12 protein-coding genes and 4 pseudogenes are annotated in these 12,362 nt (G+C 69.0%); 9 read left to right on the top strand and 7 right to left on the bottom strand.

Annotated features, from left to right (window positions below; genetic code table 11):
• Positions 1-65: 65 nt before the first annotated feature.
• Complete coding sequence (locus tag ACLLJJ_RS40775) at positions 66-584, bottom strand: hypothetical protein (protein WP_434599861.1); 519 nt, start codon at positions 582-584, stop codon at positions 66-68.
• 793 nt (positions 585-1,377) lie between these two features.
• Between ACLLJJ_RS40775 and ACLLJJ_RS40770 the strand changes: the two genes are divergently transcribed.
• From ACLLJJ_RS40770 to ACLLJJ_RS40760, 3 genes are all read left to right on the top strand, one after another.
• Positions 1,378-1,548 (top strand): hypothetical protein, encoded by a 171-nt coding sequence (locus tag ACLLJJ_RS40770; protein WP_434599860.1) that lies wholly within the window; start codon positions 1,378-1,380, stop codon positions 1,546-1,548.
• Between the two features lie 46 nt (positions 1,549-1,594).
• A complete protein-coding gene (locus ACLLJJ_RS40765; protein ID WP_434599859.1) occupies positions 1,595-1,759 on the top strand; it encodes a hypothetical protein in 165 nt (54 codons plus the stop codon).
• A gap of 249 nt (positions 1,760-2,008) precedes the next feature.
• Positions 2,009-2,989: a TIGR03557 family F420-dependent LLM class oxidoreductase gene (locus ACLLJJ_RS40760; RefSeq protein WP_434599858.1), complete on the top strand. Its 981-nt coding sequence runs from the start codon at positions 2,009-2,011 to the stop codon at positions 2,987-2,989.
• A 93-nt stretch (positions 2,990-3,082) separates the two neighbouring features.
• Here ACLLJJ_RS40760 and ACLLJJ_RS40755 read toward each other — a convergent pair.
• Positions 3,083-3,559 (bottom strand): annotated as a pseudogene (locus tag ACLLJJ_RS40755) (GNAT family N-acetyltransferase); the annotation flags it as partial.
• A 10-nt stretch (positions 3,560-3,569) separates the two neighbouring features.
• On the opposite strand from ACLLJJ_RS40755, the pseudogene ACLLJJ_RS40750 reads away from it, so the two are divergent.
• Positions 3,570-3,824, top strand: a pseudogene (locus tag ACLLJJ_RS40750) (molybdopterin-dependent oxidoreductase); the annotation flags it as partial.
• A 20-nt stretch (positions 3,825-3,844) separates the two neighbouring features.
• Here ACLLJJ_RS40750 and ACLLJJ_RS40745 read toward each other — a convergent pair.
• Positions 3,845-4,264 (bottom strand): TOBE domain-containing protein, encoded by a 420-nt coding sequence (locus ACLLJJ_RS40745; RefSeq protein ID WP_434599857.1) that lies wholly within the window; start codon positions 4,262-4,264, stop codon positions 3,845-3,847.
• Between the two features lie 281 nt (positions 4,265-4,545).
• Between ACLLJJ_RS40745 and ACLLJJ_RS40740 the strand changes: the two genes are divergently transcribed.
• The 3 genes from ACLLJJ_RS40740 (at position 4,546) to ACLLJJ_RS40730 (ending at position 7,917) form a co-directional block, all read left to right on the top strand.
• Positions 4,546-4,941 (top strand): TOBE domain-containing protein, encoded by a 396-nt coding sequence (locus ACLLJJ_RS40740; protein ID WP_434599856.1) that lies wholly within the window; start codon positions 4,546-4,548, stop codon positions 4,939-4,941.
• Between the two features lie 138 nt (positions 4,942-5,079).
• A complete protein-coding gene (modA, locus tag ACLLJJ_RS40735; protein WP_434599855.1) occupies positions 5,080-5,886 on the top strand; it encodes a molybdate ABC transporter substrate-binding protein in 807 nt (268 codons plus the stop codon).
• 81 nt (positions 5,887-5,967) lie between these two features.
• Positions 5,968-7,917, top strand: a complete 1,950-nt coding sequence (locus ACLLJJ_RS40730) for an ABC transporter permease (protein ID WP_434599854.1) — start codon at positions 5,968-5,970, stop codon at positions 7,915-7,917.
• A gap of 131 nt (positions 7,918-8,048) precedes the next feature.
• Here ACLLJJ_RS40730 and ACLLJJ_RS40725 read toward each other — a convergent pair whose 3' ends face one another.
• The 4 genes and pseudogenes from ACLLJJ_RS40725 to ACLLJJ_RS40710 all read right to left on the bottom strand — a co-directional run.
• On the bottom strand, positions 8,049-8,441 hold the full coding sequence (locus ACLLJJ_RS40725; protein ID WP_434599853.1) for a VOC family protein: 393 nt from the start codon (positions 8,439-8,441) through the stop codon (positions 8,049-8,051).
• Positions 8,438-8,740 carry an ArsR/SmtB family transcription factor gene (locus ACLLJJ_RS40720; protein ID WP_434599852.1) on the bottom strand — a complete coding sequence of 101 codons (303 nt, stop codon included), beginning with the start codon at positions 8,738-8,740 and terminating at the stop codon, positions 8,438-8,440. Before ACLLJJ_RS40720 ends, ACLLJJ_RS40725 begins: the two co-directional genes overlap by 4 nt.
• A 294-nt stretch (positions 8,741-9,034) precedes the next feature.
• Positions 9,035-9,532 (bottom strand): N-acetyltransferase, encoded by a 498-nt coding sequence (locus ACLLJJ_RS40715; protein WP_434599851.1) that lies wholly within the window; start codon positions 9,530-9,532, stop codon positions 9,035-9,037.
• Positions 9,533-9,663: 131 nt separating this feature from the next.
• A pseudogene (locus ACLLJJ_RS40710) lies at positions 9,664-9,849 on the bottom strand (response regulator); the annotation flags it as partial.
• Here ACLLJJ_RS40710 and ACLLJJ_RS40705 point away from each other — a divergent pair.
• Positions 9,849-10,948: pseudogene (locus ACLLJJ_RS40705) on the top strand (sensor histidine kinase); the annotation flags it as partial. The pseudogenes ACLLJJ_RS40710 and ACLLJJ_RS40705 overlap by 1 nt on opposite strands.
• Positions 10,945-12,135, top strand: a complete 1,191-nt coding sequence (locus ACLLJJ_RS40700; protein ID WP_434599849.1) for a PP2C family protein-serine/threonine phosphatase — start codon at positions 10,945-10,947, stop codon at positions 12,133-12,135. The pseudogene ACLLJJ_RS40705 and the gene ACLLJJ_RS40700, both read left to right, overlap by 4 nt.
• The last annotated feature ends 227 nt before the right edge of the window (positions 12,136-12,362 follow it).

Here is a 12,362-nt window from a genome sequence, read left to right as displayed (position 1 = left end):
CTTGGCTATTCATGGCGTCCCTGCTGGTGGGACGTGGTGTGAGCTAAGTCGTTACGAGTGGCTGGTCAGTGCACCCAGCCCGTGAAGCTCTGGCCGATGGTCCCGGTCTTCCTGGGGCTGCGGGGGGGCCCGGCGCCACCCGTGTCGACCGCGGCCGACACGGCACGCACGAGCCATGCGTTGACCGACAGGCCCTCGCGGCTCGCGGCCTCCTCGGCGCGGGTCTTGAGGTGGGCGGGCAGGCGCAGATTGACGCGGGCGGTGCCGCCCTCCTCCGTGTCGGCGGGGGCCGGGGCCGCCGCGAGCGCCGGTGCGTCGAGCGGTTCGGTCCGGTCCTCGCCCTGCGGCAGCACCACCACGAACTCGGGGTCGAGGCCACGCAGTCGTACGTCGACCGAGCCCGGGGCGATCTCGCGGGTGATCTCACCCATGGCGGCGGACAGCACATGCAGCAGGGTCAGGCGGGTAGCCGACTCCAGCGGCGCGGTCAGCCGCTCGGCGAGCTCGCGGGCTTCTTCGCCCCCGGCTTCGGCGGCCACCGCCAGTTCCCTGTGGAGTGTTTCGATGTACGACGTGAGGTCCATGGCGCAATAGTGGCACCACAATGGCGCCATTGGCAAGCGTAAAGGTGCGACACATGGCGCAAGACGGCACTACGGAGTGCCGGACCGACTTATCGTTGCAGGTCAGCGCGCGGAGAGACTCGTGGCACCAAGTTGCTGCGGGGTGGTGTCACATGGAGCCGACCGGGTGCCCGCTCACTGTTCAAGATCAAGTGCTTGGCATTGGCGGCTGCACCGGGGCCACCACTACGGGAGCAGGACCCGGCACCCGTCGCGCGATCTGACGCCGATGTTCCCCAACTCCCCGACCACCGTCACCCCCTGAAATGCCCGGCCCGGACACCGCGACCCAAAGACGGTGCCGCAGCCCGGCGAGGCCACCCACCCGGGCCGCCGCGAGGAGGCGCCGCCGCCACTTGCACGTTCAGCCTCACCCCCGCTCCGCTGAAGCGGATTCGCCCCGAACGCCACAGAGACACGGACCGCAGACCCCGGCCACCGACACCGGGAGACACACCTGCCGATCAGCGGCAATGGCGGCCTGCAACCAATGGGCATCAGCAGCATGGGACCCGACGCGGTACCGCCTACCCCACGCCGCCGCGCGCAGCTGCCGTCACAGCCCGTCCCGGGTGAGGGAAGGTGGAGCCGGAGGCCGGCTCGGCCCGGGCCCGGCGTCATCGGCCGTGGAGCGCCAGGACTGGATCAGCCGACACAGCCGGCGGGCCGGTGTCTCACTGGGCACGAAGAGCACGGCAGCCAGCTCGGCCTCGCAGGACAGTACGCCGCAGGCGCCCACCTCATCCCGCGCGGGATGGATCGATCAACCTTCCTCTCGACCGTCGCCGCGCGGTGGACGCAGCTCAACCGCGCGGAGTACCCGTTCGTCCATCAGGTGGCGGCACAACTGCCCGAGCACGACGACCGCGAGCAATTCCTCGCCGGTATCAACCTCATCCTGGCCGGCGCCCGAACCGTCCGCTAGACGGTCCTCACTCGAGCGGCGACCAGAAGCCCCGGCCGATCCATGCGTGAGCGAAGCCGATCCGGCCGTGGAGCTGCGAGCGGCGGGCCAGACATGTGCGGGTGCCGGGCGTCCCGATGAGGACGACGCCCAGGTGGCGGCGGTCGACGCAGGCGCGGACCCGCTCGACGCCGGTGGTGTTGAGCTGATCAGCCTCGTCACCTACGAGTAGTTCGAACCGCGACGGCCCCACGCCGCGCAAGCCGTCCTGGACGGGGCGGATCCATGCGCAGGGCCGGGCCCCGCCACTTCGCCCGTTTGGTTACCGCATGCGGCGCGAGGGCGATGGCCGCGCCCGTCGGCGCCCGTGGCCAGGGACCTCAGATGCCCCCGTCGCCAACAGGCACGCGTTACGCCCTCACGTCGACGGGTACCTCTGTGCGGACGAAATGCCCTGGGCGCACGAGGAAACGAGGAACACGTGAAGGTTGGTTACAAGCTGGCCGCAGAGGCGTTCGGCCCGGCGGAGCTGGTCAGGCAAGCGGTTCTCGCGGAGCAGGCCGGCTTCGACTTCGTCGAGATCAGCGACCACTACCATCCCTGGCTCGACAATCAGGGGCATTCACCGTTCGTCTGGACGGTACTGGGGAGCATCGCGGCCAAGACCTCACGGATCGGCCTGGCGACTGGCGTGACGTGCCCCACCGTGCGCTACCACCCGGCGATCATCGCGCAGGCTGCGGCCACCCTCGCCCTGCTGTCAGAAGGCCGTTTCGTCCTCGGCGTCGGCTCTGGCGAGCGGCTCAACGAGCACGTTGTGGGCCCCGGCTTCCCGGAGGCGGTCCGCACCCGGCATGAAATGCTCAGGGAGGCCCTGGAGATCATCCGGTTCCTGTGGAGCGGCGGGTACCGGTCCTACGAAGGAAAGCACCTGCGGCTGGAGGACGCCCGGGTGTTCGACCTCCCCAAGGAACTGCCCCTGATCGCGGTGGCCGCCAGCGGCCGGTCCTCGTCACGCATCGCCGCGGAGCTGGGCGACGGCCTGTTCGCCACCGAGGACAAGCCGGAGATCGTCCAGCACTACCGTGATGCCGGAGGCACCGGTCCGCGCTACGCGGAGGTTCCGATGGCCTGGGCGCCCGACGAGCACACGGCGGCGAAGGCCGCCCTGAAGACGTCGCGATGGGCCCTGACCGGCTGGAAGGTCATGAGCGAGCTGCCCAATCCGGTCAACTTCGATGCCGCGACCACGACCGTCCGCGAGGACGACATCCTGGAGAAGTTCGCCTGCGGCACAGACCCTTCCCGGTACGTCGAGGTGGCGCAGAAGTTCGTCGACGCGGGCTTCGACAGGCTGGTCATGCAGAACGCCGGCCCTGACCCCGACGGCTTTATCGACTTCTACCAGCGCGAACTCGACGGGCCCATCCGGCAGCTGAAACCGAACGGCACGCAGGGCTGACCCGATCCCGGCGGCGCCCGTCCCGCGTGGTGAACGAAGCCGTCGTCCGTAGAGGCTTGACCGGCCGCTGCTCCCCTTAACCTCCGCGTCGGCCTACTGAACCGAGAAGTCGTACACGGCCCAGTCGGTGACCGGTACGTATCCGATGCGTTGGTAAAGGGCGTTACTGGTGGGGTTGGCAGGGTCCGCGTACAGCACGACGTCCGTCGCGCCCGCGGCAAGCGCGGCTCTGCTCACTTCGACCGTCACGGCGCCCGCGTAGCCACGCCCCCGCAAGTGGGCCGGGGTGTAGACGGGGTCCACCCGGACCATGTCGGCGACCATCGAGGTAACGGCCGCCATGGAGACGGGAGTGCCGTCCGGGGTCTCCCAGAACGTGAAGTGTCTGTCGGCGAAGCGCGAGTCGGCCCAGGATTCGGCGTCCACGGTGGGGACTTCTCCGACGGCGTCGACGAACTCTCCTACCCAGTCCACGAGTTGCTGATGGTCCTGCTCGCGCACGATTCGCCCCCGGCCCTCCGGGAGCGGCTCCGGTGGGGTGAGCGTGCCGAGACGGTACAGGCGGATCCGCTTACTGAGCGACGCCCGCCGACGCAAGGACCGCTCGCGCTTCCTTCTGGCGGTCGCCGGCGGGGACGGACACCACACCGTGCTGTCGTGGGCGGAGATCGACGCCGATGTCGGCAACGTCCCCGTCCTGCTGGCCACCCGGATGGACGGCCAGGACCTGGACGCTGCGGGCAGTCAGCTGGTGGTGCCCGCCGACCGCTGCGGAGCGCGCTACACCAGCGCGATCACCCGAGTGTGGGTCGGGGCCTGGCCTTCAACTGACTAGGCCGGCCGCACGGCGCCCGATCAGGCGGCTGCCAGCGAGATCTCCGTCGACTTGATCAGCGCGGTGACAGACGCACCCGAGGCGAGTTCAAGATCGGTCACCGCGTCCCTGGTGATCGCCGCGGTCAGCTCGCCGCCCTCGACGGAGATCTTGACGCTCGCCATGGCGCCGCCGGTGACGACGGCGGTGACGGTGCCGGGGATCTGGTTACGGATACTCAGGCCCTGGACAGCGCCGGTGGCCACGGACACCTCGGTGGACTTGATCAGTGTGCGGACCGGGGTCCCCTCGGCGAGACCGAGTTCCTTGACGGCTTCGCGCGTGATCGCAGCCGTGATCTCCTGGCCGCCCGCCAGGCGGACCTTGACGGTGGCCATCACCTCGCCCGCGGTGACGGCGGTGACGGTGCCGGGGATCTGGTTACGGATGCTCAGGTTCATGAAGAGACGCCTCGAATTCATGGTGAAATGCCGGGGATTTACCTGTTTGCATCCTCACTCTAGACACCCGTCGGCCAGCCGGTCGGCCGCCCGCCGCAGGCGCCAGGCCGACCGGGCGAGTCGCCCGGCAAAGCGGAGACAACGGGTTCGCACCCCGCACTCACCCCCGACGAAACTCTTTCGCGCACGCTTCGGGTGATCCTCTAACTGAGCTCGCATCTGCTATGTGGTTTCACATCAGACTTTTGAAATGCGAGCTCAAAGTGCCTAACATGTGGCACATGCAGTCCTACACCATTGGGCAGGCCGCTCGTCTGCTCGGCGTCAGCCCCGACACCGCCCGCCGCTGGGCGGATGCCGGACGGGTGGCCACCCACCGCGAGGAAAGCGGACGCCGCCTCATCGAGGGTCGCGACCTGGCCGCGTTCTCCATCGAGGTGGCTCAAGGCGGTGGCGGGGAAGAGGACGTGTCCTACACCTCCGCCCGCAACGCGTTCCCCGGCATCGTCACCGCCGTCAAGCTCGGTGACATCGCGGCGCAGGTCGACATCCAGGCCGGCCCGCACCGTCTCGTCTCGCTCCTTACCCGGGAGGCGGTCGAGGAGTTGGGACTGGAGGTCGGCATGCAGGCCACCGCCCGCGTGAAGTCGACCAGCGTGCACATCGACCGCACCTGATCAGCTCCCCCACCCAGCGGCGTCGCCCTCTCCCGAGCTCTCGAGCGGACCGGAGCAGGGGAGGCCCCATTCGGCGCGGCTCACCACCATCCGCTCGGACGGCACCAGCCAGCCGCGTCCCCAAGGAGTTCCACCCTCATGTTCCTCACCGTCACCAGACGCCGTGCCGCAGCCGCTGTTGTCACCGCGGGCCTGCTTCTTCCGCTGACCGCGTGCGGCAGCGACGACGACACGAAGGACTCGGCTGCCAAGCGCAGCGGGTCGGCGACCGGCGCGCCGAAGGCCGATCTGACGATTTTGGCCGCCTCCTCCCTCACCGATGTGTTCAAGACCGCCGGGGCCGCCTACGAGAAGAAGAACCCCGGTACGAAGGTGAAGTTCTCCTTCGCCGGGTCACAGGAGTTGGCCGCCCAGGTCAAGCAGGGCGCACCCGCGGACGCACTGGTGACCGCGGACACCAAGACGATGGCCGGGCTCAAGTCCGACACCGACACGCCGACCGTCATCGCCAAGAACCGCCTGGTGATCGCCACCGGGAAGGGCAACCCGGAGAAGGTCGAGAACCTGGGGGACCTCGCCGACACCAAGCTCAAGGTGGTGCTCGCCGCGCCCGAGGTCCCGGTCGGCCGCTACAGCAAGAAGATCCTCGACGCCCAGAAGATCGACGTGAAGCCGGTCTCCCAGGAGCCCAACGTCCGCGCCGTCCTCAGCAAGGTCGAGCTCGGCGAGGCCGACGCCGGTCTCGTCTACAAGACCGACGCCGCCACGGCCACCGACAAGATCAAGGCGATCGACATCCCCGACGCGCAGAACGCCGTGGCCTCCTACCCGGCCGCCACCCTGAAGACGTCCAAGCACAGCGAGGCCGCGACCGCGTTCGTGGCGTGGCTGTCCACCCCCGAGGCGCAGAAGATCCTCGCGGACGCCGGCTTCCAGCAGCCGTAACCGACAGATGTTTGTGCGCGTGGCCCCGGCTGCATGTAGCCAGGGCCACCCGCACCGGTTTTCCAGCCTCAGGAATCGTCGATGAAACGCCTCCCCCGCCACAGCACGGGCCCCCGCGCACCGATCGTCCTGGCGATCCCCGCGCTCCTGGCCATCACCTTCCTGCTGCTGCCCCTGATCGGGATCCTCGCCCGTACCTCCTGGGGTGAACTCGGCTCTCACCTGACCAGCCCAGGCACGACCCAAGCGCTGACGCTGTCGCTGGTCGTCTCCGCGTGGGCGCTGGGCCTCTCGGTCGTCCTGGGGATCCCGCTGGCCTGGCTCCTGGCCCGCGTCGACTTCCCCGGCAAGGCATTCGTCCGCTCCCTGGTCCTGCTGCCGATGGTGCTGCCCCCCACCGTCGGCGGCGTCGCCCTCCTCCTCGCCTTCGGGCGCCGCGGCCTCCTCGGGCCATGGATGGAGGACACGTTCGGCATCACGCTGCCCTTCCACACCTCCGGCGCCGTCGTCGCCGCCACGTTCGTCGCGATGCCCTTCCTGATCATCAGCCTCGAAGGGGCGCTGGGCGGGCTCCGCCCCCGCTACGAGGAAACAGCAGCATCGCTGGGTGCCTCGCCGGCACGGGTGTTCTTCACCGTGACCCTGCCCATGGTCGCCCCCGGTCTCGCAGCAGGAGCGGCCCTCACCTGGGCGCGAGCCCTCGGCGAGTTCGGCGCGACCATCACCTTCGCCGGCAATCTCCCCGGCACCACCCAAACCCTCCCGCTCCAGGTCTACTTGCTGCTCCAGGACAGCCCCGAAGCCGCCACCTCCGTCTCCCTTCTCCTGCTGGCCATCGCCATGGTCGTGCTCATCGCACTGCGCGGACGCTGGACCGGCACCCCGACCACCGCTACAGCACAGCCGCAGACTCCGAAGGACGATTCCGGCCCCGCTCCGCGGGAGGACACCCCTACCGCGCCGACGGACACGTCCAATCCCGTTGGCGCAGTGGGGAGTTGGCCACTTCATGCCACAGTGACCGGGTTCAACGACCTCACCCTCGACGCGGATGCCGGCACCACCATCGCGGTCGTCGGCCCCAACGGCGCCGGCAAGACCACACTGCTGCGCGCTCTCCTCGGCCTCACTCCGCGCGCCCACGCCGAACTCCGGCTCGGCGACACCGACGTCACCGCGCTCCCCCCGCACCGCAGAGGCGTGGCCTGGGTCCCGCAGGACGGTGCGCTCTTCCCTCACATGAACGCACTGGCCAACACCGCGTACGGACTTCGCGCCGACGGTGTGTCACGTGCCGAGGCCCGCCGCAGCGCCCAGGAATGGCTCGATCGCCTCGGTGTGGGCCATCTCGCGCACCGCAGGCCGGCCCAGATCTCCGGAGGCCAGGCCCAGCGCGTCGCGCTCGCCCGAGCCCTGGCCGCCCGCCCCCGGCTGCTCCTGCTCGATGAACCGCTCGCCGCCCTCGACCAGACCACCCGCGCTCATGTCCGGCACACCCTGCGCCGCCATCTCGACGGCTTCGGCGGCGTGTGCCTGATCGTCACCCACGACCCCGTCGAGGCCGTCGCGCTCGCCGACCGGGTCCTCGTCCTCGATGACGGGCGGGCCCTGCAGGACGCCCCGCCCGCCGAGGTCACCCGCCACCCCCGATCTCCGTGGGTCGCCCGCATGCTCGGCAAGAACGCCTGGTCCGGCACCGCCACCGAGGACGGCCTCCAGCTCACCGGCGGCGGCACTCTCATCGCCGCGGACCCGCTCCCGGCCGGCACGAACTGCCTCGCGATCATCGCTCCGGAAGCCGTCGCCGTACACCGGGACATGCCCACCGGCAGCCCCCGCAATGTCTGGCGCGGCACCGTCCGAGAGATCACCACCAGCGGCAGCCGGCTACGCGTCCTGATCACGTCGGACCAGGCACCGGACCTCGTCGCCGAGATCACTCCGCAGGCCGTCGCCGAGCTCGGCCTCGCTGAAGGGACTCCCGTCTGGACCAGCGTCAAGGCGACCGAAGCAACGGTGGTGGCCCTCTGAGCCGCTCCCGTCGAACGCCGACCGGGCCGTGTTCTCGTACAGCTAATCCGTTGATAGCGGCACCACGGAACAGGCGTTGAGCCCGGGGCCGCACCAACGTCCGGCGGCTGGGCCCACACGCGGCCGACTGTCTACTGGGGCTGTGTCGCGATCTGGATCAGGTTGCCGCAGGTGTCTTCGAAGACGGCGGCGGTGATGGCGCCCATGTCCAGGGGCTCCTGGGTGAAGCGGACGCCGAGGCCGCGCAGCCGCTCGTACTCCGCCTTCACATCGTCGACGGCGAACTGGGCGAGCGGGATGCCGTCCTTGAAGAGCGCGTCGCGATAGGGCTTGACGGCCGGGTGACCCGCGGGCTCCAGGAGGAGTTCGGTACCGCCGAGCTCGTCGGGCGACACCACGGTCAGCCACCGGTCCTTCTCGCCCACCGAAACGTCGTACTTCTTCACGAAGCCGAGGATCTCGGTGTAGAAGCGCAGGGCCTTGACCTGGTCATCGACGAAGACGCTGGTCAGATGGATCTTCATGAGGTGCTCTCCTCCGGTGCGGATGTGCCGGGCACAAGCCACCGCACGGCGATCTGCCGCAGCGGGGCCGTATTCAGGTCGTGGAACTTGCAGCGGCCATCCCGCCTGGTCTCGACGAGCCCGGCGGCCTCCAGCACGGCGAGGTGCTGGGAGACCCCCTGGCGCGAGATACCGAGGTGATGCTTCATGCTCAGCCGCGAACAGATCTCGAACAGCGTCTGTCCGGACCTCTCCGTGAGCTCGTCGAGGATGATGCGCCGGGTGGGATCGGCCAAAGCTTTGAAAACGTCGTCGGCCACGACCAGAGAATAGGCAAACATTCACTTGCCTATCAAGTCGAGGGCCGCTGAACGAAGCCAACGACGGCACCGCCCCACCCTGCCGACCGGACGTCACCCCTGCATCGCGTCCGGGAATCCTTCCCCGCCCGGCATCTCGCCCGAGGGGCCCGCAGGACCTCTCCAGCCGCGCTACGACCGTTACGTCGGTTACTCCGACCGGAACCGCATGCCCGTCATTTTTTCGAAGCCGTCCGCGTCGGCCAACTGGCGGACGATCTTCGAAGACACGATCCGGGCATCACCTCAGACGTGTCAGGAGAGGCGCGGCAGCGCGAGCCAGTCCTGCCAGGTGGTGTCACGGCCCAGACAACGGGGCTGCTGGAAGGGCCAGTCGGCGGCGATCCACTGCGGCACCAGCGCGTCGAGCGCGCGCTCCACCTCGCCGCCGGCGAGGTCGTCCACCACCCACCAGGAGACCTCTCCGTCGGAGCCGGTGCGCTCGGGCGGGTCGATGTAGACGCAGCCGAGGAGCACGGTCTCCTCCTCGTCCAGCAGCGCGTAGTTGAACGACTGGTGTGCGGCTATCTCCTTCTCGTGCCGCAGCAGGTCGATGCGGTCCTCTTCATAGGTCATCGTCTCCGAGGGCCAGGCCCAGGCGGGGCCGAAGATCTCCCACAAGCGCTCCCGGGATCCCATCACGGCGGGGTAGTCGAGCGCGGTGTCCGTCTCCCGGATCGGCCGCAGGTGAAGTGCGGTGCTGGGCACGGGCACGTGGACGGGATGGACGAAATCGTCAGGCAGCCAACTCATAAGGGCCGAGACTACAACCGGTCGCCGCGGGATGATCAGTCCTTGGCGAACCAGCCCGCGCCCGTCGTGTCCGTCTATGACGAACTGCCCGTGGCAGCCTCCCGGGTGCCTGGAGACAGGCCCCGGGTGGTTCAGTGGCGGGGTCGGGTGGCGGTGTCCAGGTAGAAGGCGTCGATGCTCTGGACGGCCTGCTCGAACTCCTCCAGGTTGACCGGCTTGGTCACGTAAGCGTTGGCGTGACTGCTGTACGCGCCGGTCACGTCGTCGGGGGCAGCGGACGTGGTGAGGACGACCACGGGGATGGTCTGCAGGTCCTCTGGGCAGCCAGCAGGAGCGGCTGCGCGCGGACCGCGTCCGGGCGAGGGACGTCCTGATGGCCACGATCGCCTTGCGGAACTGGGTGTTCACCACCATCGGAATACTGATCGTCGTCCTCACGGCTTTGATCTTCGAAGGACTGCGCCGCGGCATCAACAGGCCGCTGGACCGGCTCGGCGCCGATGCCCGCACCATCGCCGGCGGCGATTTCGACCATCCCATCGTCCCGACCGGCCCTGCCGATCTGCGGCGCCTCAGCGGCGAGATCGACTTCATGCGCCGGCGTCTCGTACGGGAACTGGCCTTCAGTGAAGAGGCGCGGCTGCGCCTCGATGCGCAAGCCGCGGACCTTCAGCGGTCCAACGCCGAGCTGGAGCAGTTCGCGTACGTCGCTTCCCACGACCTGCAGGAGCCACTGCGCAAGGTCTCCAGTTTCACTCAGCTCCTCCAGCGCCGCTACGGAGAGCAGCTCGATGCCCGGGCCGATCAGTACATCGGCTTCGCGGTCGACGGAGCGAACCGCATGCAGACCCTCATCAACGACCTGCTCGATTTCTCCCGGGTCGGGCGGTCCACAACGAGCACCAGAGCGTCGACCTGGACAAGGTGCTGGAGCGGACCCTGTCCACGCTGAGCATCGGCATCGAAGAGGCCGGAGCAACGATCACCCATGATCCACTGCCGACCCTGGTCGCCGACCTCACCCAGATCGGCATGCTCTGGCAGAACCTGATCGGCAACGCCGTCAAGTTCCGCCGCCCGGACGAAGAGCCGAGAATCCACATCACGGCGGCCCGCGAAGGCGAACTGTGGCGGTTCACCGTCACCGACAACGGCATCGGCATCGCACCGGAATACACCGACAAGGTCTTCGTGATCTTCCAACGGCTGCACACCAAGGACGCCTACACCGGAAGCGGTATCGGCCTCGCGATGTGCAAGAAGATCGTCGAATTCCAGGGCGGCACCATCGCCGTCGATCCGGCATACCGCGACGGCGCACGCATCACCTTCACCCTGGCACCCCAACCGCCGGAAAGCCCCGGCCCCTCCACCCTGCCCAAGGCCACCCGTTCCACCACGGAGCAGTCACGATGACCGCCGCCACGGAAACGGTCTCCGACGAGCAGCTGTACCGCATCCTCCTGATCGAGGACGACCAGGGCGACGCCCTGCTCGCGGAGGAGCTCCTCCACGACACGGGGTTGCGGTTCGAGTTGACGATCCGGACCACGTTGACCGAGGCCCGCGTGGAACTGTTCGCCACCCCGATCGACTGCATTCTCCTCGACCTGCACCTGCCCGACGTGTCGGGCATAGGCGCGGTCGCCGCAGTCCGGGCCCTGGCGTACACCGCGGTCATCGTCCTGACCGGGCTGTCCGAGGCCCAGGCAGGCACCAATGCCATGGCCGCCGGGGCCCAGGACTACCTCGTCAAAGGGAAGGTCGAAGCGGACCTGCTGCACCGGACGGTGCGCTACGCCGTCTATCGGAGCCAGACCGAACGCACGAGCGTCGAGGCGCAGGCAGCCCGGCTGCGGGCGGAGGAGAACGCCCGACTGGAACGCGGCCTGCTGCCGCAGCCGATCCTCGACACATCCACGGTGAAGGTGACGTCCCGCTACCTGCCCGGCGCCGCGATGGCCCTGCTCGGCGGGGACTTCCTCGATGTGGTGGAAGGCGACGACGGGCTGCTGCACGCCGTCGTGGGCGATGTCAGCGGACATGGCCCCGAAGCCGCCGCGCTCGGAGTCTGCTTGCGGATCGTCTGGCGCTCTCTCGTGCTCGGTGGGCACCGCGGCGACGACCTGCTGCACCTGATGGAACGTATCCTGATCGCCGAACGCGGCAGCCAGCAACTGTTCGCCACCTGCTCTCTCCTGACGCTCAATCAGGATGCCGCCACTGCCACTCTCCACCTCGCCGGCCACCACGAACCCCTCCTCACCACAGCCGACGGGACTCGGGAACTGACCGCCGCACACGGCATCGCGCTGGGGATCGTTCCCGGGCTGCGTCGCTGGCCTTCCACGGTCATCCCGCTTCCGACCACCGGAGCCCTGACCCTCTACACCGACGGCCTCACCGAAGGGCACAACGGGGCGACGAGCGAGCGGCTCGGCGTCGAGGGGCTGCTCACGCTGATCGGGTCACTGCCGCCGGCGGACCCGGCCGCCCATGTCGACCTCCTCATCAAGGAGACCCATCAGCTGAACGCCGGACGGCACTCCGACGACCTCGCTGTGCTCCGCCTCGACTGGGGCAGCCGACCCACCCGTCGCTGAAAGCCGGCCAGCACAACACCCCGGGCGGGGCCTTCGCGGCTGGACGGCACGCGGCTTTCTCCACGGCGGGCGGCGGAAGGTGCCCCGGGCCGTATCGTGGACGGACTTGGCCCGACGGGTGCGGGCGAGACCGGACACGGCCAGGTCTTCGAGAGGCACGGCTTGGCTCTCGCCGATCAGGACCGGAGTCTGCTGGCGCACCCAGTCCCGCCGCGTGTCCGCGACCT

This window comes from Streptomyces sp. A5-4, assembly GCF_051131715.1.
In the GTDB taxonomy this organism is placed as follows: domain Bacteria; phylum Actinomycetota; class Actinomycetes; order Streptomycetales; family Streptomycetaceae; genus Streptomyces.
The sequence above is the reverse complement of the archived record's forward strand: the minus strand, read 5'-3'. Positions and strand labels throughout refer to the sequence as shown.

Bases quoted from the DNA above. Each gene is read 5' to 3' on its own strand.
- modA (WP_434599855.1), top strand. From the start codon at position 5,080: ATGTTCCTCACCGTCACCAGACGCCGTGCCGCAGCCGCTGTTGTCACC.
- ACLLJJ_RS40775 (WP_434599861.1), bottom strand. From the start codon at position 584: ATGGACCTCACGTCGTACATCGAAACACTCCACAGGGAACTGGCGGTG.
- ACLLJJ_RS40715 (WP_434599851.1), bottom strand. From the start codon at position 9,532: ATGAGTTGGCTGCCTGACGATTTCGTCCATCCCGTCCACGTGCCCGTG.
- ACLLJJ_RS40740 (WP_434599856.1), top strand. From the start codon at position 4,546: ATGCAGTCCTACACCATTGGGCAGGCCGCTCGTCTGCTCGGCGTCAGC.
- ACLLJJ_RS40700 (WP_434599849.1), top strand. From the start codon at position 10,945: ATGACCGCCGCCACGGAAACGGTCTCCGACGAGCAGCTGTACCGCATC.
- ACLLJJ_RS40725 (WP_434599853.1), bottom strand. From the start codon at position 8,441: ATGAAGATCCATCTGACCAGCGTCTTCGTCGATGACCAGGTCAAGGCC.
- ACLLJJ_RS40730 (WP_434599854.1), top strand. From the start codon at position 5,968: ATGAAACGCCTCCCCCGCCACAGCACGGGCCCCCGCGCACCGATCGTC.
- ACLLJJ_RS40745 (WP_434599857.1), bottom strand. From the start codon at position 4,264: ATGAACCTGAGCATCCGTAACCAGATCCCCGGCACCGTCACCGCCGTC.
- ACLLJJ_RS40770 (WP_434599860.1), top strand. From the start codon at position 1,378: ATGGATCGATCAACCTTCCTCTCGACCGTCGCCGCGCGGTGGACGCAG.